The sequence below is a fragment of the Pseudomonas sp. 22490 genome (assembly GCF_052044465.1).
Lineage (GTDB): Bacteria > Pseudomonadota > Gammaproteobacteria > Pseudomonadales > Pseudomonadaceae > Pseudomonas > Pseudomonas aeruginosa.
This window is the reverse complement of sequence record NZ_JBQENS010000021.1, coordinates 1-23,805: the sequence shown is the minus strand read 5'-3', so window position 1 is coordinate 23,805 and position 23,805 is coordinate 1. Positions and strand designations below refer to the sequence as shown.

22 protein-coding genes are annotated in these 23,805 nt (G+C 59.0%); 17 read left to right on the top strand and 5 right to left on the bottom strand.

The features are described from left to right. The first annotated feature begins 116 nt into the window (after positions 1–116). The 4 genes from ACTJJX_RS21770 (at position 117) to ACTJJX_RS21755 (ending at position 2,955) form a co-directional block, all read left to right on the top strand. Positions 117–374: a hypothetical protein gene (locus ACTJJX_RS21770; protein ID WP_023123406.1), complete on the top strand. Its 258-nt coding sequence runs from the start codon at positions 117–119 to the stop codon at positions 372–374. Continuing rightward, on the top strand, positions 371–988 hold the full coding sequence (locus ACTJJX_RS21765) for a type II toxin-antitoxin system MqsA family antitoxin (RefSeq protein ID WP_071575326.1): 618 nt from the start codon (positions 371–373) through the stop codon (positions 986–988). Before ACTJJX_RS21770 ends, ACTJJX_RS21765 begins: the two co-directional genes overlap by 4 nt. Then, entirely contained in the window at positions 985–1,374 is a 390-nt protein-coding gene (locus ACTJJX_RS21760) for a hypothetical protein (RefSeq protein ID WP_126453026.1), read from the top strand. The genes ACTJJX_RS21765 and ACTJJX_RS21760 overlap by 4 nt, the downstream gene beginning before the upstream one ends. A gap of 324 nt (positions 1,375–1,698) precedes the next feature. Next, positions 1,699–2,955, top strand: coding sequence for an integrase domain-containing protein (locus ACTJJX_RS21755; RefSeq protein WP_031668879.1), 1,257 nt, complete (start codon positions 1,699–1,701; stop codon positions 2,953–2,955). A gap of 93 nt (positions 2,956–3,048) precedes the next feature. Here ACTJJX_RS21755 and ACTJJX_RS21750 read toward each other — a convergent pair whose 3' ends face one another. After that, complete coding sequence (locus ACTJJX_RS21750) at positions 3,049–4,968, bottom strand: UvrD-helicase domain-containing protein (protein WP_023082715.1); 1,920 nt, start codon at positions 4,966–4,968, stop codon at positions 3,049–3,051. After that, positions 4,965–6,935 carry an ATP-dependent nuclease gene (locus ACTJJX_RS21745; protein WP_023082716.1) on the bottom strand — a complete coding sequence of 657 codons (1,971 nt, stop codon included), beginning with the start codon at positions 6,933–6,935 and terminating at the stop codon, positions 4,965–4,967. Before ACTJJX_RS21745 ends, ACTJJX_RS21750 begins: the two co-directional genes overlap by 4 nt. Positions 6,936–7,353: 418 nt before the next feature. Between ACTJJX_RS21745 and ACTJJX_RS21740 the strand changes: the two genes are divergently transcribed. The 7 genes from ACTJJX_RS21740 to ACTJJX_RS21710 all read left to right on the top strand — a co-directional run bounded on the left by ACTJJX_RS21740 (position 7,354) and on the right by ACTJJX_RS21710 (position 12,035). Further along, positions 7,354–7,626 carry a hypothetical protein gene (locus ACTJJX_RS21740; RefSeq protein ID WP_228381288.1) on the top strand — a complete coding sequence of 91 codons (273 nt, stop codon included), beginning with the start codon at positions 7,354–7,356 and terminating at the stop codon, positions 7,624–7,626. A gap of 98 nt (positions 7,627–7,724) precedes the next feature. Further along, positions 7,725–8,693, top strand: coding sequence for a DUF932 domain-containing protein (locus ACTJJX_RS21735; RefSeq protein ID WP_023082718.1), 969 nt, complete (start codon positions 7,725–7,727; stop codon positions 8,691–8,693). Between the two features lie 154 nt (positions 8,694–8,847). Continuing rightward, positions 8,848–9,249, top strand: a complete 402-nt coding sequence (locus ACTJJX_RS21730; protein WP_023082719.1) for a hypothetical protein — start codon at positions 8,848–8,850, stop codon at positions 9,247–9,249. A gap of 131 nt (positions 9,250–9,380) precedes the next feature. Beyond that, positions 9,381–10,385, top strand: a complete 1,005-nt coding sequence (locus ACTJJX_RS21725; RefSeq protein WP_023082720.1) for a YqaJ viral recombinase family nuclease — start codon at positions 9,381–9,383, stop codon at positions 10,383–10,385. Between the two features lie 79 nt (positions 10,386–10,464). Continuing rightward, positions 10,465–11,385: a recombination directionality factor gene (locus ACTJJX_RS21720; RefSeq protein WP_003150500.1), complete on the top strand. Its 921-nt coding sequence runs from the start codon at positions 10,465–10,467 to the stop codon at positions 11,383–11,385. Positions 11,386–11,431: 46 nt separating this feature from the next. Beyond that, on the top strand, positions 11,432–11,614 hold the full coding sequence (locus ACTJJX_RS21715) for a hypothetical protein (RefSeq protein WP_003150502.1): 183 nt from the start codon (positions 11,432–11,434) through the stop codon (positions 11,612–11,614). A gap of 85 nt (positions 11,615–11,699) precedes the next feature. After that, entirely contained in the window at positions 11,700–12,035 is a 336-nt protein-coding gene (locus tag ACTJJX_RS21710; protein ID WP_003150505.1) for a hypothetical protein, read from the top strand. Between the two features lie 29 nt (positions 12,036–12,064). On the opposite strand, the gene ACTJJX_RS21705 is transcribed toward ACTJJX_RS21710, so the two are convergent. Then, the gene (locus ACTJJX_RS21705) at positions 12,065–12,412 is read right to left on the bottom strand and encodes a helix-turn-helix domain-containing protein (RefSeq protein ID WP_003150507.1); all 348 of its coding nucleotides are present in this window, start codon (positions 12,410–12,412) and stop codon (positions 12,065–12,067) included. A 138-nt stretch (positions 12,413–12,550) separates the two neighbouring features. Between ACTJJX_RS21705 and ACTJJX_RS21700 the strand changes: the two genes are divergently transcribed. From ACTJJX_RS21700 to ACTJJX_RS21675, 6 genes are all read left to right on the top strand, one after another. Next, entirely contained in the window at positions 12,551–12,997 is a 447-nt protein-coding gene (locus tag ACTJJX_RS21700; RefSeq protein ID WP_003150509.1) for a hypothetical protein, read from the top strand. A 196-nt stretch (positions 12,998–13,193) separates the two neighbouring features. Continuing rightward, the gene (locus ACTJJX_RS21695) at positions 13,194–15,755 is read left to right on the top strand and encodes an autotransporter family protein (protein WP_023082721.1); all 2,562 of its coding nucleotides are present in this window, start codon (positions 13,194–13,196) and stop codon (positions 15,753–15,755) included. Beyond that, complete coding sequence (locus ACTJJX_RS21690; RefSeq protein WP_023082722.1) at positions 15,755–16,648, top strand: hypothetical protein; 894 nt, start codon at positions 15,755–15,757, stop codon at positions 16,646–16,648. The genes ACTJJX_RS21695 and ACTJJX_RS21690 overlap by 1 nt, the downstream gene beginning before the upstream one ends. Positions 16,649–17,287: 639 nt before the next feature. Further along, positions 17,288–18,316, top strand: a complete 1,029-nt coding sequence (locus tag ACTJJX_RS21685; RefSeq protein WP_003150515.1) for a helix-turn-helix transcriptional regulator — start codon at positions 17,288–17,290, stop codon at positions 18,314–18,316. A gap of 42 nt (positions 18,317–18,358) precedes the next feature. Next, positions 18,359–19,774 (top strand): hypothetical protein, encoded by a 1,416-nt coding sequence (locus tag ACTJJX_RS21680; protein WP_023082725.1) that lies wholly within the window; start codon positions 18,359–18,361, stop codon positions 19,772–19,774. 12 nt (positions 19,775–19,786) lie between these two features. Next, the gene (locus ACTJJX_RS21675) at positions 19,787–21,322 is read left to right on the top strand and encodes a hypothetical protein (RefSeq protein WP_440782020.1); all 1,536 of its coding nucleotides are present in this window, start codon (positions 19,787–19,789) and stop codon (positions 21,320–21,322) included. Here ACTJJX_RS21675 and istB read toward each other — a convergent pair. Continuing rightward, entirely contained in the window at positions 21,314–22,069 is a 756-nt protein-coding gene (gene istB / locus ACTJJX_RS21670) for an IS21-like element ISPpu7 family helper ATPase IstB (RefSeq protein ID WP_045107743.1), read from the bottom strand. The two genes, ACTJJX_RS21675 and istB, sit on opposite strands and share 9 nt — an antisense overlap. Positions 22,070–22,086: 17 nt before the next feature. Beyond that, the gene (gene istA / locus ACTJJX_RS21665) at positions 22,087–23,601 is read right to left on the bottom strand and encodes an IS21 family transposase (RefSeq protein ID WP_146537839.1); all 1,515 of its coding nucleotides are present in this window, start codon (positions 23,599–23,601) and stop codon (positions 22,087–22,089) included. Positions 23,602–23,805: the final 204 nt, after the last annotated feature.

Here is a 23,805-nt window from a genome sequence, read left to right as displayed (position 1 = left end):
ACCAGGAAAGAAAAATCCATGACGGACCATGCCATGACCTGAAGACAGTGCAAAACCTGGTACACAGTGAGAGACACAAAGCAATTCGCGTCGTCACAGAGAATGCGAGCTCTGAAATGATCGACTACTGCATGGACGAAGAGGATTTGGCCGGATTAGTGCTGGAGCTGCGATCCAAGCATTACCATGATTCGGAATGGTGCAAAGCATCGCCTAAAAGTCCCTGGTTTGAAGCTGACGCCTACAGGATCACCAAAGCTGAGAGACTACCCATGGAAAGGGATCTAGCCCAGTTGAAATATTATATTAAATTCAGTGTTAACAAGCTTGGAAATATCTTGCTCTTTTTTTCGGTCCATAGAGATTACGTATGAAAAACTTAGAGACCTGTCCAGTTTGCTGCTCCGGCGTGCTGCGACCTTACACGTTCTCAAAAGAGATTTCATATAAAAACGTAACTTGCAGCGTGGAAGTTTTCCAGTCGTCAAGATGCGAAACTTGCGAATCAGAAGTTGCACTGCACGCACAAAGCAAACACAACAAACTGATTAACATTAACTTTCAGCGCGCTGTCGATGGACTACTCACGACTACTGAGATTATCAGAATAAGAAAAAAGCTTGGACTTTCACAGCGGGCGGCATCGCAGTTGATAGGCGGTGGTGGAAACGCTTTCGCTAAATATGAAAGCGGAGCCACTAGACAGTCCGTTGGGATTGACAACATGCTGAAAGTTCTAGATCAGCACCCAAAAATAATTAAGACATTAATCGAAGCGGATCAGCAGCGGAAAGCTCTCACAAGTGCTCAAGTAAAAATTTGCATTCCTAGTCCACGAGAGAAGGCCGAAAGCGGAATCCTCACTTTCGTCAAGGATTGCTTGGGCTTCTCAAGCCCCACGTTTGATACTGCCGTATCGGATTCAAATTCGAGTAATACGATAACATTTGCAAATAGAACCTCGATTTCCGCAAGTTGGTCGCTATGAAAAAAAAACCTGCTAATTATTTGCTTATAATTTGTGAAGATGTCCGCAGCGAGGTAGATGATAAGTTCTCTCTTATTGGCGTCACTGCACACCCATTAAAATTAAAAAAAACCCAAGGGAAGTCCTATGCCACTCACTCCATCGCGGTATATGGCGAACTCCCAAATGTGAAGGCACCGGAACAGCTTGAAATTCTCGTCGAATCCCCATCCGGAAAAACGGTTGCCGAGGGGATCGCGCCAGTTCCAGAGAAATCCGCCGACACAGTCGTAGTAGCTGGGAAGTTTCTTGGGGTGCGCTTTGAGGAGTCAGGCAAGCACTCATTGACGCTAAGCTTGGATGGTCAGAAGTACTCCAAAGAATTCGATATTGAAATCATAGAGTAATAGAATAAGTGGTTGATCTTCAGCTGTCCTGCAAGTCTTCCGCTACGGAAAGCTAAATGACAGCTTAATGCCAACTTTAGGTCTACAGCCCGCGTATCAAGAGCCTTAGCCGGGGGTTCAAATCCCCCCGGCTCCACCAAATAACCATCTAAAGACGTCCTCGGACGTCTTTTTTTGTGCCTGAAACCCAGCAAATACGGGGCTTTCAGCGTCATCACGATCCGATAGCGTCCAGCAGGATCCATGATATTCGGTATTCCAAGTGGTATTCCAAGCCATCCACTGGTAATTTTTGGAATACAGAAACCGTCCCTGGAATACCTCATGTGCGCCCAAGCTACCCGCCTCTCTGATCTCAAGGTCAAAGCCGCCAAGCCTCAGGAGAAGGACTATGTCCTGAGCGATGGTGACGGCCTGCAGATGCGAGTGAGAAGCAATGGCTCGAAGCTCTGGAACTTCAACTACCGCCACCCGGTAACAAAGAACCGGATCAACATGGGCCTCGGAACCTTCCCCGAAGTTTCATTGGCGCAAGCCCGTAAGCGCACCGTTGAGGCACGTGAACTCCTCGCCCACGGCATCGACCCCAAAGAGAAACGGAATACAGAGCAGCAGGCCAAGAAAGCGGCTACCGAGCACACATTCCAGAATGTGGCAACGGCTTGGTATGAACTGAAAAAGGATGCGGTGACACAAGCTTACGCCGAAGACATCTGGCGCTCCCTCACGCTGCACATCTTCCCCGACTTGGGCACCACGCCGATTTCCGCCATCAATGCCCCCAAAGTCATCAACCTGCTCCGACCGCTCGAAACCAAGGGCAGCCTTGAGACCGTTAAACGGCTGACGCAGCGGCTCAACGAGATCATGACCTACGGGGTCAACTCGGGACTGATTCACGCGAACCCGCTCAGCGGGATCCGCTCCGTCTTCAAGAAACCAAAGAAGAAGAACATGGCGGCGCTCCCCCCCGATGAGCTGAAAGAGCTCATGGTGGCAATCGCCAATGCCAGCATCAAAAGGACGACCCGTTGTCTGATCGAATGGCAGCTTCACACCATGACTCGGCCAGCCGAGGCAGCAACTACTCGCTGGGCGGACATCGATATCGAGAAGAAGATCTGGACGATTCCTGCGGAACGCATGAAGAAACGCCGTACGCACATTGTCCCGCTAACGGAGCAGGCTCTGGCGCTTCTGGAAGTGATCAAACCCTACAGTGGACATCGGGAGTATGTGTTCCCCGCAGACCGGAACCCCCGCACCCACTGCAACAGCCAGACTGCCAACATGGCGCTGAAGCGCATGGGCTTCGAAGGACGCCTGGTTAGCCACGGCATGCGCTCGATGGCAAGCACCATCCTCAACGAGCATGGCTGGGATCCTGAATTGATCGAGGTAGCGCTTGCCCACGTCGACAAGGACGAGGTTCGTAGCGCCTACAACCGGGCAGACTACATCGAGCGAAGGCGTCCGATGATGGCTTGGTGGAGCGAGCACATTCAGAAGGCAGCTACCGGAAATCTGTCCATATCAGCCATCAAGGAAGATAGAGACAGAAAGGTCGTTTCGATACGCTGATCAATAGGCCGCGGCCAACCACGAGCGGACCCCGCGCAACTCCTCAACCGTGAGCCTGGCGGCCTCGGATACGTCGTGACAACGGCGTGGTATTTAAGTCACGTAATCAATATCCCAGCCCTTGGCCACCAACGCAGCAAGTGTTTGAGCATCCACACGAGACTCGTTAGTAGCCAGACACAGAAATTGAGTTGGTCTGGACATTGCTACGTAGAGATTTCGCATCTGTGCCTGCTGGGTGACTGTGAGCTTGTCGAACTTCTTGCCGATGCCTGCGATAAACGGAAGCGCCATCTGCAGGTCGAAGCGGCGACTAGTGCCACCGTATGACTCCAGCACTAGCGAAGCAATATGTGTTTCCCCTTTCATGCCGGCGACAGTACCCAGTCTATACACCAGCTCACGACCAGAATGCGCAACGGTACAAACCGTCGGAAGCTCACCATCAGCATGTTCGTCGTCCATCGCAGGTTGGCTGAAGAGTTGGAGTCCAGTAAACGCCTCCAATGTCATTTGGGGTGGGAGAAGATGAGCCAAATACGCATACATCTTTGAGGCGAGCGCTGCTTGATCACCAAATGAGACTGGGGAGGAGTAGCTCAATGACAACTCGCGGATTAGCGCCTGCAACGGCACTGCATCGCCGAATTGCTCCTTCACTGCACGAAGTAGTGCACGGGCATCGCGAACTCCCTCCGCCACCGGCGCCTTTGCGGCTCGCAGTGCCAGCAACACCCCTCGTCGCACTTCGGTAACGCGCTCAACCAATGTGGGCCGTTGGCGCCAGGTAGGCTGGCCTTGGAAGAGTACGTGCAGGTTCTCTGGGGAGGACAACTGCTGCGCTCGTTCAAAAGCTGGCCAGTAGTCTCCCAAATGGCGGCCAGGATCCACATTTCCTTGTCCACTTCGACGAGCGCACATCGCTCGGACGGCGAAATTCGTCAGCTCAGCGTCAGCGAAGCGGTCGAGAACGAGCTCGCCAAAGCGGTAGACGACCTGGTTGGTGTTTGAAGTTTTGTAGAGCAGCAGAGCCGGGCTGCAAACATCCGCTGCCTCTCCTACGACAGGCAGTTGGCTGATGCGAACGCTCGCTACCGCCTCTGCTATACGTTTTCCGAAGCGTTTACTGGTACTGACCGTGCCATGACCATTGCGTGGAAAAGTCGCTTTGTTGGAATCCGGGTCTCCGGAAATGATTTTCTGATCGACATCACCGAAGCGCTGCACTACCGAGCGATCATCGAAAAGACGATTCAGGATGTCTTCTTGCTCCCATGAGGTATCCTGCATCTCATCAATGAAGACCATCGGGAAGCGCCGATGCACAACGTCCAAAAGGTGTGGGTGGTCAGTGATCGCAAGCTCCGCATAGGCGAACATGTCGCGATGTCGAAAGACACCTTCATCCGCGAGCGCTTTTTTCAGAGCAACCGCCTGTTGGTATGTGGCGGTGCCTGCGCTCGGTAGTTTCCCCTTTTCTGAAACGACGTCGAACGTAGAGCCCCGGTAATAGAGCGTACTAACCAACTCCTCCGCGTTGGACTGCCTGTCGAGCCAAGCGCGCAATGTCCCATAGCGCCTAGTCATAGCAAGCGACCACGCTTTCTTCGCGAAAACATCGTCGTCGATTAGGTCGACTTTGAGCCCCTGGCAGCGCAGTACAGCCATCGCCAAAAACTGGTTTACGAAGCCGTGAATAGTGCCAATGAAGTGTGGATAGGCCAACAACCTAGAACCTTCTACCGACTTAGCTAACCGGCGCGTAATTTCCTCGCGAGCTACATTCGTATGGCTCAGAATGCAGATGCCCTTATGAGAATGGGGCCACTTCTTCGCAAGCAGCAGGAGCTTAGCCGCAAGCAGGGAAGTCTTCCCGCTTCCAGGGACTGCATTGAAGTCCTTGGAGCCGTTCTCAAGCAGCGCATCTTGTCGCTCCTTGTCGTCAAAACTCAGGTCGGGGACGAGCTGCGCCAGATGGTCCAAATCCTGTAATTCAACGAGAACTGCTGTCATGCGAGTGTTCCTTCATTTGCTCCGGCTTCAGCCGCCGCGGCCGTTTTTGCGACCGATGGCGTAGTCAAATGAGAGAGTGCGTTCTGGAGGTACGGAGGCAGCTTCTGGAAAAGCTCCTCACCCTTCCCATAGTCTCCAGATGCCAGCAACTGGGCGGCGTATTGCGCAGCAATGGCCTTGGAAGCCTTTTTCTCATAAAGGGGCTGATAGACGATGGATGCCAGCTTCTCCGCTGTATGATTGGCTGCCTGAAGTTTCCCCCATGACTCGATGGCCGCGGCCTTGGCAAGCGTCTCATCCTCATCACTGAGGCTCTCGTCTTTGCTCTTAGCAATCTCGGCCAAGGAGATTGCAATGTGCATCACCTCCGCACAGCCGCTCAGCGCAAGGTCGTACTCCAGGGTCCATCGATCCGATACGCAGACGATGGTATTCCCTCCCTGGGCTCGGTTTTTCTTCCGCTGAACGACGTCGGCCACCTCAGCAGCATCGTAGTCGGCATCGAATCGCTTACCTTTGCCTGGCTTTTTCACGTAATCGGCGACATCAGGAACGATGTCACGGTCGGTGAGACAGACAACCGGGACTGGGTACTCAGGATTAGGGATCTGGCGCTGCAGGATACGTGCGTAGTGGTACAGACCGACGTTTCCAACATTCACAATGGAAACGCCGTGCCTCGAAAACGACCGGCCGCACGCTTCCGCGAGCGTAGGAATAAGAATCGCCTCAGCCGGCCCTTCGACCATCATCACGCCACGAGCAAAAAACAGGTTGGCCTTCGTAGCATCAATAAAGCGCTGCAAAAACGAATAGTCGGTCTTCTTCAGCTTCGTGTGCCCGGACGCTAGCGGATACGTCTGGCTTTTGTGCACCATCGTCATCGTCTCAATGTCTGCGCCCGAGACCAAGGACGGGCTGTGTGTAGTCATCACTACTTGCACACGCCGCTCCCCGCTGGCTGGCTCTTTGGAGTGCTGCTTCAGTAGCTCCATGACCCGATCTTGGAGCTGTGGGTGCAAATGCGCCTCAGGCTCCTCTACCAGAAGCAAAGCGAGTTCATCGCCGTCACGAAGTAGAACCAGCTCGGTAGCCATAAAAAGGGCATTGTTGTAACCCAGGCCCCGAGCACAACGCTCGTCCGGATGCACCGAACCGCCAGGCAGGAGCGCCAACTCAAACTTTTCCAGAATTGGTGTCAGGGACAGATCAGGGGCGATTCGAATTCTCGACTCCAACTGATCACCCGTGAATGAGAACTGGCCAAGGTAGTTTTTGTTGATGTCCTCTTGTACTCCCTTGATAACCTTATGCTCGCCAAGATGGTGCTGAGCGAAGGCCATAAGCCCGACCAAGTTACTTGGCACCGCGTCAGGGGCAGTCTTGGAGAAATCGTTGACCTCTTGCCCAGAAATATCGTTGTGAGCAGCAAGGATTTGCGAGAGACGGGACTGGCGCCCTGGCCGAAGCTCCGCCTCCGCATCACGCAACGGACGCAGGTAGGTTGCGCGAATGAGCTCTCGAACTGCATAGCCAATTTCTGGTCCGATGCCGTCCTTACCTGCACGCACAATGATTTCCACACGAGCCCGCTTCGAAGACTGCGCGGGGAAGAACTTACCGTGGAGGTGAACAATGAGTGAGCAGGTATCATCCGCCTCAAGCGTCAACCACTCCAGCACAGCCCCTTCCTGCTCCTTGGAAAGACCGCTCAGCGTGGCCTCGATGAAGAGGCTTTCAGCCCTTTCAGCCCCATGGATATGGAAATCCTGCTCATAGAGCCGGACGCTCTCGTAACTAGTAGTGAGCAGGACCTGGCGGATAGCCTCTACTATCCCTGTCTTCCCAGCATCGTTCTCACCAACCAAGATGTTCAGGCCGGGATTCAGCTCCCAGTCCAGTTCGGGCGCTGTAGTGCCGTCGCCAAACGCACGAAAGTTATGTGCTCGGATGCGCTTCAAATACATGCTCACAGCCTCTTCAGTTACGTCGCTTCGTCGTTGCCTGGCAACGCTATGTTATGGCAAGGGAACATGTCCAGAACCGCAAGCAGTCAAGCTCTCCATGTCGCCTAGTCCCGAACAAGCAACAGGAAGCACAAACCGAATCGCCCTAAGGTCATTGATGCTGTAACCAACACTATGGGTCGGAAACAGCCATTGTCGGCTGGTGAATCCCCAGATGTTTTTAGCCTGTCGCGACCAATATGGGGTCGACTGCAGCCGAGCAAGACGATGGATGAACCGCTCATAAAGCAGCCATTCGATTGGAAAAAATCTCAGCACTACATCACTGCAATGACATATCCACCATGGAGGCTCTCCAGCCATGTCATTGCAGTGTCCTCGCTGTAACTCCCCCAAGATCGCATCCCTGCATCCCGCCATGAAGATCGGTGCCCTGGTCGGCACGGTCGGTGGCGCAGCGCGTGGTGCATCCGCCGCTCTTGCTGGCGGGCAAGCCGGCGCAGCTGTCGGTGCCATTGCCGGTCCGCTGGGCATCACCCTCGGTTCACTGTCCGGCGCCATTCTCGGCGGCCTGACCGGTGGCGTCGGCGGTTGTGCGCTCGGTGCCCAGCTCGGCGACCAGTTGGATCGTCACGTGCTCGCCAACAACCTCTGCCTGATCTGCGGGCATCGTTTCAACCTGCCGACCTGATCGGCTTCGTTCTTCGCTCCTCTTCCCTTTCATCCCTTCCGCCGGTGCTGCGCGTCGCGCAGCGCTTTATGCCGGCTATTGCTCACAGGAAATTCATCATGGCTCATCTCATCGAACGTATGGCCTATGTCGGCGAAGCCCCCTGGCACGGTCTGGGCAGCCGTCTCTCTCCGAAACAACCGCTGGAAGTCTGGCAGCGTGAGGCCGGCATGGACTGGCAGATCCAGGAAAGCCCGGTCCACTTCAAAGCCGACGCGGTCGGCCACCTGGGCAGCATCCACTCCTTCCCCGAGCAGAAGGTGCTCTACCGCTCCGACACCAAGGCGCCGCTCTCGGTGGTGTCCCAACGCTATCAGGTAGTGCAGCCGCGGGAAGTGCTGGAGTTCTACCGCGACCTCACCCAGGTCTCCGGCTACGAACTGGAAACCGCCGGCGTGCTCAAGGGCGGCCGCAAGTTCTGGGCGCTGGCGCGCACCGGGCAGAACACCTCGTTGAAGGGCAACGACCTGGTCAACGGCTACCTGCTGCTGGCCACCTCCTGCGACGGCACCCTGGCCACCACGGCGACGCCGACCACAGTGCGGGTGGTGTGCAACAACACCCTGACCATCGCTGTCGACGGCGCTATCCGGGCGATCAAGGTGCCGCACAGCACGCGCTTCGATGCCCAGGCCGTGAAGAAACAACTCGGCATTGCCGTCTCGCAATGGGACGAGTTCATGTACCGCATGCGCCACCTGGCCGAGCGCAAGGTGCAGTGGCATGAGGCGATGGGTTACTTCATGCAGGTGCTCTGCGATGCCCAGCCCAACAATCCGCTACCGGATGCCTTGCCGAATGAACGTGCGCTGCGTCGGGTGCAAAGCCTGTACGAAGGCCGCGGTCGTGGCTCGCAACTGGAAGCCGCCAACGGCACTGCCTGGGGCTTGCTCAATGCCGTCACCGAGTACGTCGACCACGAGCGCCGTGCGCGCAGCAACGAGTACCGCATGGACTCGGCCTGGTTCGGCCAAGGAGCGGTGATCAAGCAGCGTGCCCTGGAGGCGGCCCTGCAGTTGGTGGCCTGACAGCAGTTCTCTCCTTCCGTTATCCCTCTTTGTCCAAGCGGTCCTGCGACGACAGCAATGGCTCGCAGGTACCGCTGCGTTGGGCGTTCCCTTCCACCCGCCGGGGTTCCGCTCCTGTGGAGTGGACTCCGGTGTTTAATTGGAGGCCTCTCTCATGGGCTGGCTGTTCTCATCCCGTACCCGGTCAGAGCTGATCCAAGATCTGATCCGCCCCGAAGACACCGCACGAGCCAGTGTTCGTGTACTTGTGCATGCCTTGCGCGGCAATGTGCTGTGGTCGGTCACCGAAGTGACGGCGAAAGCTACCGGTGTCCATCCTGACCTCGCGCCTGGCGAGTCGATGCGCTTTATCCGCTGCGACCTGCTGCAACGCAGTGGCGGCGAGTGGGGCTACAAAGCCATGGATGAGTCCATGGCGCCGTACTACTACAGCTGTCCGCTGCGCTATCTCGGCATGGCCAAGGAACTCTCACCCGGCTGGCGCGAGAAGGTTCGTGCCCATCATGCACGGCGACGTCAGTCGGCGACCGCCACAGCCGGCGCTGTAGCCCGGTAAGCGGGAGTGATCGCAGCGCCGCCTGGATGCGGTCCTCCCGTTGATGGCCTGACGACCATTGCCCACTTCATTCCCCCGATGCCCGACCGGCTCTGCCGGCCGGGCATTTTTATGTCCGGAGAAAAATCCTCATGACTCATGTTCATTCCACGCCCAACAGGGCGCGACAACGCCCTGCCCTGCGCTTGGTCGGCACCAAGGATCTGTCTCGCGATGACTGGTTGGCCGTACGCAAGCACGGTATCGGCAGCTCGGACGCTGCCTCCGCGGTCGGCCTTAATCCCTACAAGTCGCAGCTGGAGCTCTGGCTGGAAAAGACCGGCCGCGATGCCGGGCTGCCCAAGAGCGATCCCAACGACGAGGAAAGCCCGACCTACTGGGGCAACATCCTCGAGCCCATCGTCGCCAACCACTACGCCCGGCGTACCGGCAACCGAGTGCGGCGGATCAATGCCGTGCTACAGCATCCGGATCCGAAGCAGGACTGGATGCTGGCCAACATCGACCGTGAGGTGACCGGCGCCAGCGACGTCCAGATCCTCGAATGCAAGACCGCCGGCATCAACGGAGCCCGTCTCTGGAAGGAAGGGGTGCCGGTGTACGTGCAGTTGCAGGTGATGCACCAGCTAGCTGTCACCGGTAAGCAGGCGGCTGACGTGGCCGTGCTGCTCGGTGGCCAGCACCTGGAGATCCATCGCATCGAGCGCGACGACGAGCTCATCGCCCGGTTGATCGAGCTGGAACGCGACTTCTGGGGCTACGTGCAACGCGATACGCCGCCGCCGGCGGATGGTTCCGAGTCGGCGGAGCAGGCCCTGCGATGCCTGTACCCGGAGGACCACGGTCACACCCTGGACTTCACCCAGGACCCACTGTTGTCGGCCGCCTTCGATGAACTGCAGGCCGTCCGCGCCAGCTTGGAAGTCCAGAGCAAGCGCGAGGCCGAACTGAAACAGCAGCTGCAGCAGGCCATGGGCGATGCCAGCCGGGCGCTGTTCGCCAACGGCGCGGTGTCCTGGCGCAAGGCCAAGGACAGCGTGGTGCTCGATGTACCGCGGCTGCTCAAGGAAAAGCCCTACCTGCTGGTGCGCTACCCCACCACCAAGGTCGGCAGCCGGCGCTTCCTGATTACCTGATTTCGATTCCCCCCTTGATCACCTCGGCGTCTCCCCCTGCGCCGAGGTGGTCTTTTTATTCATCCACTGGAGAACCACCATGCTCAAAGGCTTGGCCATTACCCCGCCGGTGCTCGGGCGGATTTCCATCGGCAAGGTCGTCGAGAAGAACGGCAAGCGTCTGCCGGAAAAGGACGACCAATTCACCCTCACTTCGCAAGTCCAGCTCCGCGATGGCTGGCTACCCCATCCCCTGGACGAGGAGTTGCGTAAGGCCCAGGGCGGCAAGATCCGCAGCATTCCGATCCGCCTGCTGTTCAACGCGCCGGAGCTGAACTTCCGTGCCGAGTACTGTCTGTTCGATCGGCAGTCCGGGCGGCCACTATGTGTCGGCAACGGCGAAACCTGCAAGCGTCGTAGCCAGGACGGCATCGCCTCGCTGCCCTGCCCTTCGCCGGATGGCTGTCCGTTGGCCAAGGGCGGTGCCTGCAAACCCTACGGTCGCCTCAACGTCGCCATCGGCGATGAGGATCCGCTGGGCAGCTTCGTGTTCCGCACCACCGGCTTCAACAGCATCCGCACCCTGGCGGCCCGGCTGCAGTACCTGCAGGCGATCTCGGGCAACCGCCTGGCGTGTCTGCCGCTGGAGCTGCGCCTGCGCGGCAAGTCCACCCGGCAAAGCCACGGCTCGCCGATCTTCTACGTCGACATCACGGTGCGCAGTGGATTGTCGATGGAGGAAGCACTGCTACAAGCGCGAGAACTTGATGAGGCACGCCAGGCCTCAGGCTTCGACCAGGTGGCGCTGGATGCCACCGCACGGCTGGGCTTTGCCAACGGAGCCTTCGAGGACAGCGACGAGGAGACAGGGGCCATCGTCGAGGAGTTCTTTCCGGAGCCGACTCCTGAATCGCCCCCTTCGGCCGCTCCTGTAGTGGAACCACCTGCCACACCGAAACCCACCCTGTCGGCGCTGCTGAAAGCCCGCGCCGAAGCTCGTGCCCAACATGCCGCGGACTGATGTCCGCGGCATCACCCATCACTCAATCTACGAGGAGGATTGCGCCATGAACCTGGTGCGCTTCATTGGTTTGCTGTTCGTGTTCATCGGCGTGCTGGCCAGCTGTGCAGTGGCCGTTGCGCTGCTGGTGCTCATGCTGCGCTTTTGGCCGCTGGCGCTAGTCATCGTGCTGGCGCTGGTCCTCTTCCACCGACTCCTCCAACGGATCGGGCTCCGCATTTCCTTCTAGTCCCGTGACGGCATAAGCAGGAGCCGTCGGGGCTCCTACTCGCCGATTTCTCATCTCAACTTTCCGCCTAACAGGAGCACTCACCATGATCACACGGTGCCTGATCTGTAATTCTTCCGTGGTGTTGTCCAAGGACGCCGCCAAGGCGCTGGCCAGGCTGATGGGCACACTGGACGGTTTCTTGCGCGGCATCCAGCAGTCACCTGCCCGGCAGCAGCCGATAACCTCGGACCTGCATTGCGAGAGCCCGCTGGAGCGCGCGTTCAACCTGATGCTCGATGGCATCTGCGGCGCGGCGGCAAACTGGAACAGCACCGGCGATTTCATTCGCGACGTGCGCCGCTTCCAGTTCATGGAGTACGACTGCCTCTGCCTCCGTTGCGGGGCGAAGTACAACGAAGAGCCCGTACCGCGCCGCTAGCTCAATTCTGCTGGCTGAAGTACCCCCCCTCACCCGCGACTGAGTCGCTCGCTCAACCGCTCCACCATCTCCACGACCAACTGACGGTCGCCCTCCCCCAGGACATTCAGCAATCCGCTGATCCGCGAGGCCTGGTCATCTGGGCGCAAGCTGGCCTCGCTCAGCAGTTCCATCGCGTTGCAGTTGAAGATCGTCGCAAACTCGAACAGCCGAGCAATGTTGGGCATGACGATTCCGCGCTCGATGCGGGATACCGCTTCATTCCCAACGCCCAGGATTTCCGCCACCTCGTCCTGCGTCATCCCGCAGCGCATGCGCTGCTTGGCAATCGCCCGCCCTACCGCTTCAGCCAGTGCTTTCTGATCCGTACCAACCATGATGCCTCTCCCATTCAACTTGAATGGTTGGGCACCACCTCATTGACATGAAGAACATCACAAGTCGAGAATCACCTCAAAAGGTTGATTTTCGACTTTATTGGTGATCTTTCTTCACTCGATACAGGGATCGTCCCCATGCACAAGCAACTGCTTCTGGCTTCTCTCCTCAGTTGGCTGGCCACCAACACAGCTTTTGCCGGCACCTCCGAATGGACCTCCAGCTACACCCAGGGCGTCGAAGAACACCTGGTCGACGACGGCCACGACAACCAGTTGAGCATCGCCTGCCCGGACGATGACGAAAGCCCCGTCTCCGCCTACGCCACCCTCGCCGGCAAGCGCTACTCCTCCGAAAAGGATGGCTTCGACGTCATCGTCGACGGCACCACCTTCAGCAATCCCTTCTACACCGACTGCGAAGCCTGCAGCTCCAGCTTCCCAGGCTTCTGGGCCGCGCTGCGCAAGGCCCGCACCCTGCAGCTCAGCGCCGGTGGCCAGACGGTGACGCTCCCGACTCAGAACCTTCCCCAGGTTCTCCAACCCCTGACTAGCAAGAAAAACCTCTGTCGCTCTGCTTGGTAGGCAGAACGACGCAAGTTGTCGCGTCGCAGTTAAACAATAAGAAAGATCCTCATCAAACCGAACCAATCACTCCACCAACTGCGCAGCCAAGTTTGGCTGCGCAGTCACCACCCAACTTTTTATTTTCGAAAAGAGGTCTCCGCAAAACAAAAAATAAAAAACAAATCGCCAAATACTGTTTAGGGATAAAGCACTCATGACTCCAAAATATCGCAAGACACTGCTCGCTCTGGCGATTTCCGCCAGCGCCCTGCCCCTCGCCGCACACGCTTTGACGCTGACCAACAGCGGCCTGGACAGCGAAGGCAACACCTACACCGACAGCACCGAAGTGACCGGCGCCTTCACGGGCAGCGACCAGCCCCTTCGCTTCTACAGCGACACCTTCAACCACGACCTGGTGCTCAACGCCCAGGTGCAGGCCACGGGCGATGACCTCAATGGTGTCGACCTGTCTTACGCGGGTGACGACGACAATCCCTCGTCCATCGACGCGCCGACTGAGGTGTTCGGCAACCTGCAGAACAAAGGCAGCATCACGGTGAATGGCGCTGGCGTCACCGGACTGCTCATCGATCCGGCCATCATCCATGGCAACCTGGTCAATGAAGGCACCCTGCAGGTGGCCGGCGGTGTGCTCGAGGGCGACGGCATCCGCGGCCTCAAGTTAGCCGGGCAGTCGGTATTGCAGGGCGACCTGATCAACGCCGCCAGCGGCAAGATCCTCGCCGATGGTGACGAGGCCACGGGAATCCAGCTCAAGGGCGGCACCATCGACGGCAAGCTGATCAACAACGGCCTGATCCAGGTCGGCGGTACCGAATCGACGGGCGTTCTCGCCACCTATGACGACGACATGGGTAGCCCGGATCGAGTGGACCTGGGCGGAATCGAGAACCATGGCAGCATCGTGGCCAGCGGCGACGATGCAACCGCGTTGCGTCTCGACGGTGTGAGTTTTGCCAGCGCGCCGGTTCAGGTTCTCAACACCGGCACGATCCAGGCTGACGATGCCGCCATCGAGGTGGGCGCTTTCGACATCGACGGCGCGAATGCCAGCAATACCCTGGTCATCCAGAACAGCGGCACCCTGATTTCCCAGGACGAAGCCATCGATGCCTCCCAGGCCAGTGGCGGCGTGCACCTGGTGTGGAATGCCGGCAGCATCACCGGCAACCTGATCGACCTGTCCAATATCGAAGTGAACGGCGACGTGACCTTTAGCGGCACCGACGCCAGCATCGATGGCGCGAACATCCGCCTGAAGGACGGCGGTTGGCTGGATGTCGGCAGCGATGCGGGTAACACGCCGGCACACTTGGAATTCGCTCAGCCGCACACCACCATTCAGGGCAACCTGGATGTGGCCGGCAACTCCTCGCTGGGACTCAACCTGAGCACGGCCACGGATCCGAGCAAGGCCGTGGTCGCGGTATCCGGTACCGCGGAGTTCGCCAAGGGCTCGCAGATCCAGCTGGCGGCCCAGGGCAGCGACTTCAAGGCCCTGGGCACGACCTACACCTTGGTCCAAGCCGGCACCCTGCAGGATGACGGCGTCAGCGTGACCAGCCGTTCGGCCCTGCTGAACGTCGACACCGTCAGCAGTGGCGACAACCAGATCCTGGCCAAGGTCAGCACCAAGGGCCAGGACGAAGTCGATGAGGTAATCGGTCAGATTGGCGGTTCAGCCAACGCCCAACGTGCAGGCGCGGCCTTCAGCCAGGTGATTACTGGACTGGCGCAGAGCAGTCCCAACGATCCGGTGTTCCAGGCTTACGTGAATGCCTCGCAGGATCCGGCAGCGCTGAAGAAGCTGACGGAGCAGCTCGCCCCCGAGGTGAACGGTGGTGCGACCCAGGCGGCCACCAGTGGGCAGACGCTGGTGAGCAACGTCACCGGCAATCGCACCAGCAGCCTGCGCGGTGCGTCCTCTGGCGATGTGCTGCAGAACACTGGCCTCTGGGCCCAGGCGTTGTACAGCGATGCCAACCAGGATCTGCGTGACGGCGTGGCCGGCTTCAACGCCTACAGCCGCGGCATCGCCATCGGCGCCGATGGCAAGCTCACCGACCAGTTGACCCTGGGCGTGGCCTACAGCTTCCTGCACACCAGCGTGAACAGCGACAGCGGCAACACCACCGATGTCGACGGCAATGCTCTCACCCTGTACAGCGGTTTCGAACAGGGCAACTATTTCGTCGATGCCAACCTGAGCTATGGGCTCAACGACAACGAGAGCAAGCGACGCATCGCCAGCACCACGGCCAAAGGCGACTACGACAGTCAGGTCCTGGGAGCCAACGTCGTCGGTGGCTACACCTATCACCTGAACGAGCAGTTTTTGGTCGAGCCGCGCCTGGCCGCCCGCTACGCCCGCGTCGATATCGATGGCTACCACGAGAAAGGCTCGTCGGCAGCGCTCAAGGTGGATAGCCAACGCTACGAAGTGGCGGAACTCGGTGCTGGTGTGCGGGTAGCCGGAGACTTCCAGGTCGGTAACGGCAACCTGCAGCCGCAAGCCAAACTGATGGCCTACCATGACTTCGCCGCGGACGAAGCCCAAAGCACCTCGACCTTTGTGCTGGGTGGCACGCCCTTCGTGAGCCAAGGTGCCAAGGCGGTGCGCAACAGCTACGAAGCGGGTGTCGGTGCGGACTACCATCTGGGTGCGGTCACGGTTGGTGTCAGCTACGACTACACCGGCAAGACCGACTTCAATGCCGACACCTTCACCGCCAAGGTCCGTTACGACTTCTGATGAACCTCTACCTTTCCGGCCCACGCAGGTGGGCCGGTTTTCTTCGAGCCCTCACGGTACTGCTTGGCACCCTTCTCGCCGGGTGCCAGTCGCCTCGCGAGGCGTTGCAGCAGTTGGCGAATGCGCATGGGCGGCAACTGGAGATACTGCCGAGGCAGCCGTTCCCACTCGCCATGCTGGCACCGAAGGGCACCACGGCCCCCACTCGTCTGCGCGTCTATCTGGAAGGCGATGGCCATGCCTGGGCCACCGCCACGCAACCCAGCCTGGATCCGAGTCCGCACAACCTGTTGGTGGCACGTCTGGCAGTGGACGATCCGACGCCGAATGCCTATCTGGCGCGGCCCTGTCAGTTCGTCATGGCACCGACCTGCGAACCTGCCCTCTGGACTGATCGGCGCTTTTCGCAGGAGGTTGTCACCAGCCTCAGCCAGGCGCTGGATCAGATGAAACAACGCTACGGCAATCGAGAATACGAGCTGGTGGGGTATTCCGGGGGTGCGGCGTTGGCACTGCTGCTGGCAGCTCAGCGGGATGATGTTGCTCAGGTTCAGACGCTGGCGGGCAACCTCAGCCCGCGGCTTTGGGCAGAACTGAAAGGGCTCTCGCCACTCAACGGCTCACTAGATCCGCTCGACTATCGTAGTCAACTCGTGTCGTTGCCTCAGCGGCATTTAGTTGGACAGCGAGACACTGTTATTCCAAGTCGCTTGCCAGACCTTTACCGGAGGGCTCTCGGCTCCCCCTCTCATATCGAATGCATCCATATACCGGGAGCAAGCCACGATACTGACTGGGAAGTCGCATGGAAGCGCTGGGTACAGCCCCTCACTCCAGCACTACAACCTTCGCCTTGTGTTCAGCCAAGACTCAGATCAAGTGAGGCGACATGATCTGTCGCGACCTGCTGGCAGTCTGGCGTCATCCAATAGTCACGGGATGACTGCTATGCCAATCCCACCCGCTCCCTTCACCCTCACCTGCGCGTGCTGCTCTTGGAAAAAGACCATTTTTCCCCAGAGCGATGTGCTGGTACTGGAACGCGATTGGTTCATCACCTGCCCCAACTGCCATAGCCCTTCGCTTGAACGTCGCGGCGCTAATCATAAGGAAATTCTCAGGACGCGCTTGGAGCAATTCCTCAGTGTCAATAAGCAGTGATCCTGCCCAAGAGCAAGCGACACAACTTGTCGCCCCTTCAAGCAAATCTATCGAGGATCCACCAAAGGAGCTTCCAATGAAAAATCTGTTTGCCGCAATCGGCCTCATTGTAGTGCTGAAGAAAGGGTACGAGCTGTACTGCGAATACAACGAACTGAAACGTGAGAAAGAGGCTCGTCAGTCTCCTTCCATGTGAATGAGCATCTTCAGTCCTCCCACAGCCGGCATAAAGCTATAACGCCCCGCTGAGTGGGACCCGGTCTGATTTCACAGGCAAGAGCTGGCACAATGCCACTCAAGCCGCTAGCATCGGCACTGACTTGACGCCAGAACGTTGGCGATAAGTCGCATTTCAGCACAAGGTAGTCTTCATGTCCCAAGCGAAAGATACGCTGCTCAGGTTATTCGCATTATTGCGACTGATACCCACCGAGCCTCGGCGCATCGCAACACCAACCCTTCTCGAAAAGCTCCGCGATAAAGGCTTTTCCGTAACTCTGCGCTCCATCCAGCGCGACCTGAACCGGCTGTCTGTTCCCTTCTCCTTACAGTGTGACGATAGCGAAACCCCATTCCGCTGGAGTTTCACACGAGACGCACCACTGAAGTTGGAAGACATGGATGCTCCCACCGCGCTTGCCTTGTACCTGTCGGAAAGCCATCTGAACACCTTGTTGCCCCAGACGGTGCTGGATCAACTGAGTCCGCAGTTCCGGCGGGCCCGAAACTTCCTTGGCAGCCTGGGCAATAATGGCCTGGCGGATTGGGCTAGGCGTGTTCGGGCAATTCCCTACGGGAAAACCCTGCTACCCGCAGTGATTGCTCCGACGGTATGGGATCAGGTTTCCACCGCCCTCCTGGAGCGCAAGCAGCTGGATGTTGCATACCAAAGCCGAAGCAAAGGTGAGCTCAAGCGGCTGCGCCTACATCCAGCAGGCCTCGTGTCACGACACGCCGTCAGCTATCTGCTGGCGTCTGTCGATGGATATAGCGACCTGCGCCAGTTTGCCCTGCATCGCATCCGCGAGGTTCGAGTGCTGGATGAAGCGGCAGAGTCGCACGCCACATTCGACGTCGATGACTACATCGACACCGGGATTTTCAGCCATCGACAGGCCGAAACGCAGGTCGAACTGATCGCCGACGTACATCCACAGATTGCCGCCCTGCTCAGCGAGACGCCACTGAGCACCGTGCAGAGTCTGAGCGATCTGCCCAATCAGGCCTGGAAGAGGTTGCATGCCCAGGTTGCGCTGGACCGGGACACCCTATGGTGGATCTTCGGGCTCAACGACAACATCCGGGTCCACGCGCCGCAGGTCTGGGTCGATGAAATCCAACAGAAGCTAGGCAACTTGCGCACCTTTTATTCAGGGCCTGACTACTCGCCTCACGCGTGATAACGCGGTGGTGGACCTCCATATGTTGATGAAGGAAGCTCCATGGACAACGAACGTAAAAGGGCACTGAACAACTCAGTCAGCCTCTGTCCGATCTGGCCTACGCAGGCATCGGAAAAGATTGGCCACATGCTGACCGAGATCAGCCACGCAAACGTCATCATCGACAAGATTGCCGGAACGGCACAGAACAGCGCGATCAAAGGCGGGTTCGCGGCCGAGACCTGGCACGCCGAATCGTTCAACCTGGACGCCATCCTCAAGGACAAGGACGTCCGGGCCTTCACCGATAACTTTACCAATACCCCGCTCGCCAAGAACCATACAACCCATGACATCGTCGTGATGAAAGGCGATGAGCAGTTGCTCGGCGCGCAACTGAAATATTTCAAGAATGGCGATGCCACCCAAAAGGCCTTCAGGTCCACTAAGGATGGCATTCACCAGTACCGGGACAGCGATGCCTTTATCGGTCCCGCAGATCAGATCGAGCAGATCAAAGATGCCGCGAAACGCGACATGCTGCGCAACCAGCAAACCCGTCCAGAGGTGGCCAATGCCGCAGAAAAGGTACGTGAGAAGACTACGGCTAATCTCGACGTCGAGGGCGCCCAGTCGACGCCGCTGAGCAAGCGGGACGCCGAACACCTGGGCAGTGGCAGCAAGACCGGCAAGGAACTGCATGAAAACATGCAGAACGGTTACCTGAACAAGGCGACTGTCCAGCAGAGCCTGCGCGCGGCGGGCTCGGCGGCGGTGATCACCACCGTCATCGCGGGCAGCATCAACACTTTCCAGTCGATCAAACGTGTACGGGACGGCGAGATCACGGCAGAACAAGCAACCTTGCTGATTTTGCAAAACACCGCCATCGCCGCCGGCGACAGTGCGCTGAAAGCGGGTGTCGCCACGGCGACGGTCAGCATCACGGCACGTAACCTGCCGACGCTGTTCGCAGGCTCTGCCTTCAAGCGCACCTTCGCCAACAGCGGCGTGGCGGCGGCGGCAGTGTGCGCGGTGGATGTGGTCCAGAACGTGGTGCTGTTCGCGGCGGGCAAGATCACCCGCGAAGAACTAGAAACCCGGGCCGGTCACAATCTGCTGCAATCCGGCGCCGCCGTCGTCGGCAGCTCAGTGGGCGCCGCGGTGGGTGCTCTTGGTGGTCCCATCGGCGCGCTGGTCGGCGGCATCATCGGCGGCCTAATCACCACGATGGCCATGAGCATCGCCATCGACAATCACATTGAGAAAAGCTTCCGTCTGACGCTGGAAGCCACCGAACACGTGGCGAGTAACGCCATGATCATGCACGACTCGCTGGAATACCTGCAGATGTCGCAGTCTTTCTATGCCGAGTTCCACAAGGGGCTGTATCTGTCCGAGCGACATTTCGCCGGCCAGGTCAAGACCATGGCAGCCCAAAGCACACAGTTGAAGAACCTGATCGATAATCTTTAAGGCGTATTTTCAATGAGCGAAACGGTCGAAGCAGCACCCCAGGAAATCTTCCAACAGCCGCTGGATGCCTCGGAGCAGGAGGCGGTTGAGGCCCTCGTCGCCCAGCACCGGAACAACGCCGCGCAGACCCAGCAACTGGCGGTGGATGCCTCGCGGCTGATCACCTGCAGCGAAGAGCGCCTGAAGCAACAAGCCGAAAGCGGATTCTTCAAGCGGTTTGCCAGTGCGTTCACTGGCAAGAGTCGTCAGAACCAGTTGCAGAACCAGGTCGACGCGCTGCACATGCAGAAATTCGCCTGGCACTACCTCAAGCAACTGCAACAGCAGAACCTGATCAACGCCCAGAGTATTGCGGTGATCCGCAACAACCTGGGCACGATGAACGAATACATCATCGAAACCCGCGAATTCCTCTTCCAGGCGGTCGACAAGATCAACCGTCGTCTGATCCGGGTCGAGAACAACACCAGTTTTCACCAATGGTCGTTGAATATCGAAGCGAACAAGCGCCGCTTCAAGTCGATGCCCAAGGCGCTACTGGTGCTCAACCTCGCGTATGACTTCATGCGCAGCCATCCCGGTGTCGCGCTGACTGCGCAAGACATCAACCACCTCATCGTCACGCTGGAAAAGCTGGACGTGGACTGCGACGAAGAAGTCGAGCTGCTGAGCTTCATCATTGACTTGATCGACCAAATCGAAGCCACCAGCATCGAACGCTATCGCGCCGTCATCGAGCTGTCGTTCGAGGAGCATGTCGCCGACTCCTACTTCATCCAGAAAAACATCTCAGGCTTGGCATTCAACTCGCTGTATTACCTCTCCGACGAGTATGACCGCATCATCGACATGATCTCGGACGGTGAAGTCTGTGATAGTGACGAAAAACGCGAACGAATTATTTCCAGATTCTTTGGCAAGGCGTTTTCCGGTCTTTACACCCAGTACAGGATGCGCGACCTGATTGAGGAGATCATCGGCGGCAGCCTGCTGACTCTGGAAATATACAAGGATCAGCACGGCCTGAACGCGCTGCCCGGCGAGGCCATAGAAGACGCCCACGCCGAAACGGTGGCGCTGGTGTCGTCGCTGCCGGACATCAATGCTCACTCCTTCTTCGACACCACGGATGACCGCGAAGCTCGACACAATTATCTGTTGCTGTTCGCCCTGTGCATCGAGAACTCAGGGGCATTGAGCAGGCAGGGCCGAGAGTTTCTCGAGCTGCTGGCGCACAAAGCCGGATGCCCGCAGGTGCCGGGTGAAATCGCAACGCTGGCGGACAATCCTCGCAAGGCGCAGGACTACCTTCCGATCTTGCAGGATCTGCTCAAGAGCGATGACGAAACCTACACTTGGTTGCTCGACGCGTTCTACCTGCTGACGCTGTGCCAGAAAGCCATCGAAGGGCTGCGGATTCCACACCATCCGGCCACCCAGTCCACGCTCATCTGGCCAGGCATTCCACGGCCATCTGGCCACCTGTTCCACGGCCATCCGGCCGGGCAGTCGGAGCGCAGCGACGCAGGGGTGGCATTGTTAGTCTGAGGTGCCCGGCGTCGTCAATTTCTGCGTCCGTTTGCGCATTGATTCACCCTTCAGATTGATCCGATAAGCGTTGTGCACCAGGCGGTCGAGGATGGCGTCGGCCAGGGTCGGGTCGCCGATCAGCTCGTGCCAGTTGTCCACCGGCATCTGGCTGGTGACGATGGTCGAGCGCTGGCCGTAGCGGTCGTCCAGTAGCTCCAGCATGTCGCGCCGCTGTTCGGCGGTGAACGGGGCCAGGCCCCAGTCGTCGAGGATCAGCAGGTCGGTCTTGGCGTAGCTGCTCATCAGCTTGGCGAAGCGGCCGTCGCCATGGGCCAGACCCAGTTCTTCCAGCAAACGTGGCAGGCGCAGGTAGCGCACGCTGTAGCCCTCCCGGCAGGCCTGGTGGGCCAGGGCACAGGCCAGCCAGGTTTTACCGACACCGGTGGGGCCGCCGATGATCAGGTTGAGGCCGTCGCGCAGCCACTGGCCACTGCTCAGTTGCAGGATCAGCGCCTTATCCAGTCCGCGCGGGCTGCGGTAGTCGATGTCTTCGAGGCAGGCGTTGTGCTTGAGCCGGGCCTGGCGCAGGCGGCTGCTCAGGCGCTTGTCATCGCGTTCGGTCAGCTCGCGGTCGACCAGCAGGCCGAGGCGTTCTTCGAAGCTCAGGCTGTCGATGTCCGGGGTTTTCAGTTGTTCATTCAGCGCCTTGAGCATGCCGTGCAGGCGCAGGGTTTGCAGCTTGTCCAGGGTCGGATGGGGCAGCATGGTGGGATTCCTTGGGGTCAGTGGTAGTAGGCGGATCCGCGCAGGTTGGCGTGGTCGTCCGGCAGCAGCGGCAGGTTGGTTTGAGCTAGCGGCAGGTTTTCCAGCCCCTGGCGCAGGATCGATTCGAGGCTCTTGTAGCTGCACGTGCCGAGGCTGATGGCGCGACGGCAGGCCAACTCCAGACGCGCCTCACCGTGGGTTTTACCCAGGCGCAGGATGCCCAGGCAGGCCCGGTAGCCCTGCTGCGGATGGATGCGCCGTTCGAGGATGTGCCGGATCACGCCGGCGGTGTTCGGCCCGGTCTGCTCGGCCCAGCGGATCAGCCGTTGCGGCGTCCACTCGGCATGCTCGCGATGGCTCTTGGGCATGTGCTCGGCCTGCGTGCTGTGCCTGCCCTTGTGCATTGAGCGCAGGTGGCTGGCCACTCGCTGGTTGGCGTGGAAAAACTCGACGGTGCGCGCCGTCAGGCGCACCTCCAGCTGCTTCTTCACCAGTTGATACGGCACCGAGTAGTAATGCCCATCGACCTCGACGTGGTAGTCGATGTGCACCCGCGCCTTCTTCCACTCGGCGTAGACGTAGGGTTGCTCCGGCAGGGGGCGCAGCGCCGGACGATCCAGGCTGTCGAAGGCCGACTGCCGGGAGCCCGGCAGCTTCTTGAACGGGCGTTGGTTGAGCCGCTCCAGCAGCCCGGCGATGGCCGTGTTGAGTTCATCCAGGGAGAAGAACTGCCGATTCCTCAGTGCGGCGAGGATCCAACGCTCGACCACCTGCACGCCGACTTCGGCCTTGGCCTTGTCGCGCGGTTTGCGTGCCCGCGCCGGCACCACCGCCACGCCATAGTGCTCGGCCAGATCGCGGTAGCTGGGGTTGATGTCCGGCTCGTAGCGGTGACTCTTGCTCACCGCGCTGCGCAGGTTGTCCGGCACCACGATCTCCGGCACGCCGCCGAGGAAGGCGAAGCAGCGGGCATGGGAGCCTAGCCAGTCCGGCAGCTGCTGCGACCAGGTGGCTTCGGCGAAGGTGTAGCTGGACGCGCCGAGCACCGCGACGAACACCTGCGCCTGGCGGATCTCGCCGCTGTGGCGATCGATAACCGGCACCGTCTGGCCGGCATAGTCGACGAACAGCTTCTCGCCGACGCGGTGCTCCTGACGCATCACCACGTCCAACTTGCCCTGCCAGGCTCGGTAGTGCTCACAGAACCAGCTGTACTGAAAGCCCTGAGGCTGGCTCAGGCGGTACTCCTGCCAGAGCAGCGCCAGGGTCACCCCGGGGCGGCGCAGTTCGGCATGCACCCATGCCCAATCGGGTAAAGGCCGCTTCTCACTGGCAACCGCCGGGGCCGGCGGGAACAGTTGCTGCTCCAACTCGGCATCGGACAACGAACAGGGCCAACTGAGACCGCTGGCGGCAAAACGATTGAGGTAGTCGCCGACGGTGACACGACCGACCTGCACGCTGACCGCAATCTGGCGAGCCGATAGTCCGACCTCGAACTTGAGACGTAGTACTTCGCGAATCTTACGCATGGATAAACGCTCCACGACGACCTCTCTGCTTCGAAAAAGAGGTCGATGGTAGTGAAGAAATCCTGCGTTACTGCCTGCCCGGTTGAGTGGCCGGATGGCCGTGGAATCAGTGGCCGGATGCGCGTGGAATGGGTGGCCGGATCACCGTGGAATCGGTGGTCAGATGCTCATGGAATGGGTGGCCAGATGACCGTGGAATCCGCA

What these genes read in the sequence shown, in the direction of transcription:
- ACTJJX_RS21770 (WP_023123406.1), top strand. Translation starts at nt 117, where the DNA reads ATGATCGACTACTGCATGGACGAAGAGGATTTGGCCGGATTAGTGCTG.
- ACTJJX_RS21765 (WP_071575326.1), top strand. Translation starts at nt 371, where the DNA reads ATGAAAAACTTAGAGACCTGTCCAGTTTGCTGCTCCGGCGTGCTGCGA.
- ACTJJX_RS21760 (WP_126453026.1), top strand. Translation starts at nt 985, where the DNA reads ATGAAAAAAAAACCTGCTAATTATTTGCTTATAATTTGTGAAGATGTC.
- ACTJJX_RS21755 (WP_031668879.1), top strand. Translation starts at nt 1,699, where the DNA reads ATGTGCGCCCAAGCTACCCGCCTCTCTGATCTCAAGGTCAAAGCCGCC.
- ACTJJX_RS21750 (WP_023082715.1), bottom strand. Translation starts at nt 4,968, where the DNA reads ATGACAGCAGTTCTCGTTGAATTACAGGATTTGGACCATCTGGCGCAG.
- ACTJJX_RS21745 (WP_023082716.1), bottom strand. Translation starts at nt 6,935, where the DNA reads ATGTATTTGAAGCGCATCCGAGCACATAACTTTCGTGCGTTTGGCGAC.
- ACTJJX_RS21740 (WP_228381288.1), top strand. Translation starts at nt 7,354, where the DNA reads ATGAAGATCGGTGCCCTGGTCGGCACGGTCGGTGGCGCAGCGCGTGGT.
- ACTJJX_RS21735 (WP_023082718.1), top strand. Translation starts at nt 7,725, where the DNA reads ATGGCTCATCTCATCGAACGTATGGCCTATGTCGGCGAAGCCCCCTGG.
- ACTJJX_RS21730 (WP_023082719.1), top strand. Translation starts at nt 8,848, where the DNA reads ATGGGCTGGCTGTTCTCATCCCGTACCCGGTCAGAGCTGATCCAAGAT.
- ACTJJX_RS21725 (WP_023082720.1), top strand. Translation starts at nt 9,381, where the DNA reads ATGACTCATGTTCATTCCACGCCCAACAGGGCGCGACAACGCCCTGCC.
- ACTJJX_RS21720 (WP_003150500.1), top strand. Translation starts at nt 10,465, where the DNA reads ATGCTCAAAGGCTTGGCCATTACCCCGCCGGTGCTCGGGCGGATTTCC.
- ACTJJX_RS21715 (WP_003150502.1), top strand. Translation starts at nt 11,432, where the DNA reads ATGAACCTGGTGCGCTTCATTGGTTTGCTGTTCGTGTTCATCGGCGTG.
- ACTJJX_RS21710 (WP_003150505.1), top strand. Translation starts at nt 11,700, where the DNA reads ATGATCACACGGTGCCTGATCTGTAATTCTTCCGTGGTGTTGTCCAAG.
- ACTJJX_RS21705 (WP_003150507.1), bottom strand. Translation starts at nt 12,412, where the DNA reads ATGGTTGGTACGGATCAGAAAGCACTGGCTGAAGCGGTAGGGCGGGCG.
- ACTJJX_RS21700 (WP_003150509.1), top strand. Translation starts at nt 12,551, where the DNA reads ATGCACAAGCAACTGCTTCTGGCTTCTCTCCTCAGTTGGCTGGCCACC.
- ACTJJX_RS21695 (WP_023082721.1), top strand. Translation starts at nt 13,194, where the DNA reads ATGACTCCAAAATATCGCAAGACACTGCTCGCTCTGGCGATTTCCGCC.
- ACTJJX_RS21690 (WP_023082722.1), top strand. Translation starts at nt 15,755, where the DNA reads ATGAACCTCTACCTTTCCGGCCCACGCAGGTGGGCCGGTTTTCTTCGA.
- ACTJJX_RS21685 (WP_003150515.1), top strand. Translation starts at nt 17,288, where the DNA reads ATGTCCCAAGCGAAAGATACGCTGCTCAGGTTATTCGCATTATTGCGA.
- ACTJJX_RS21680 (WP_023082725.1), top strand. Translation starts at nt 18,359, where the DNA reads ATGGACAACGAACGTAAAAGGGCACTGAACAACTCAGTCAGCCTCTGT.
- ACTJJX_RS21675 (WP_440782020.1), top strand. Translation starts at nt 19,787, where the DNA reads ATGAGCGAAACGGTCGAAGCAGCACCCCAGGAAATCTTCCAACAGCCG.
- istB (WP_045107743.1), bottom strand. Translation starts at nt 22,069, where the DNA reads ATGCTGCCCCATCCGACCCTGGACAAGCTGCAAACCCTGCGCCTGCAC.
- istA (WP_146537839.1), bottom strand. Translation starts at nt 23,601, where the DNA reads ATGCGTAAGATTCGCGAAGTACTACGTCTCAAGTTCGAGGTCGGACTA.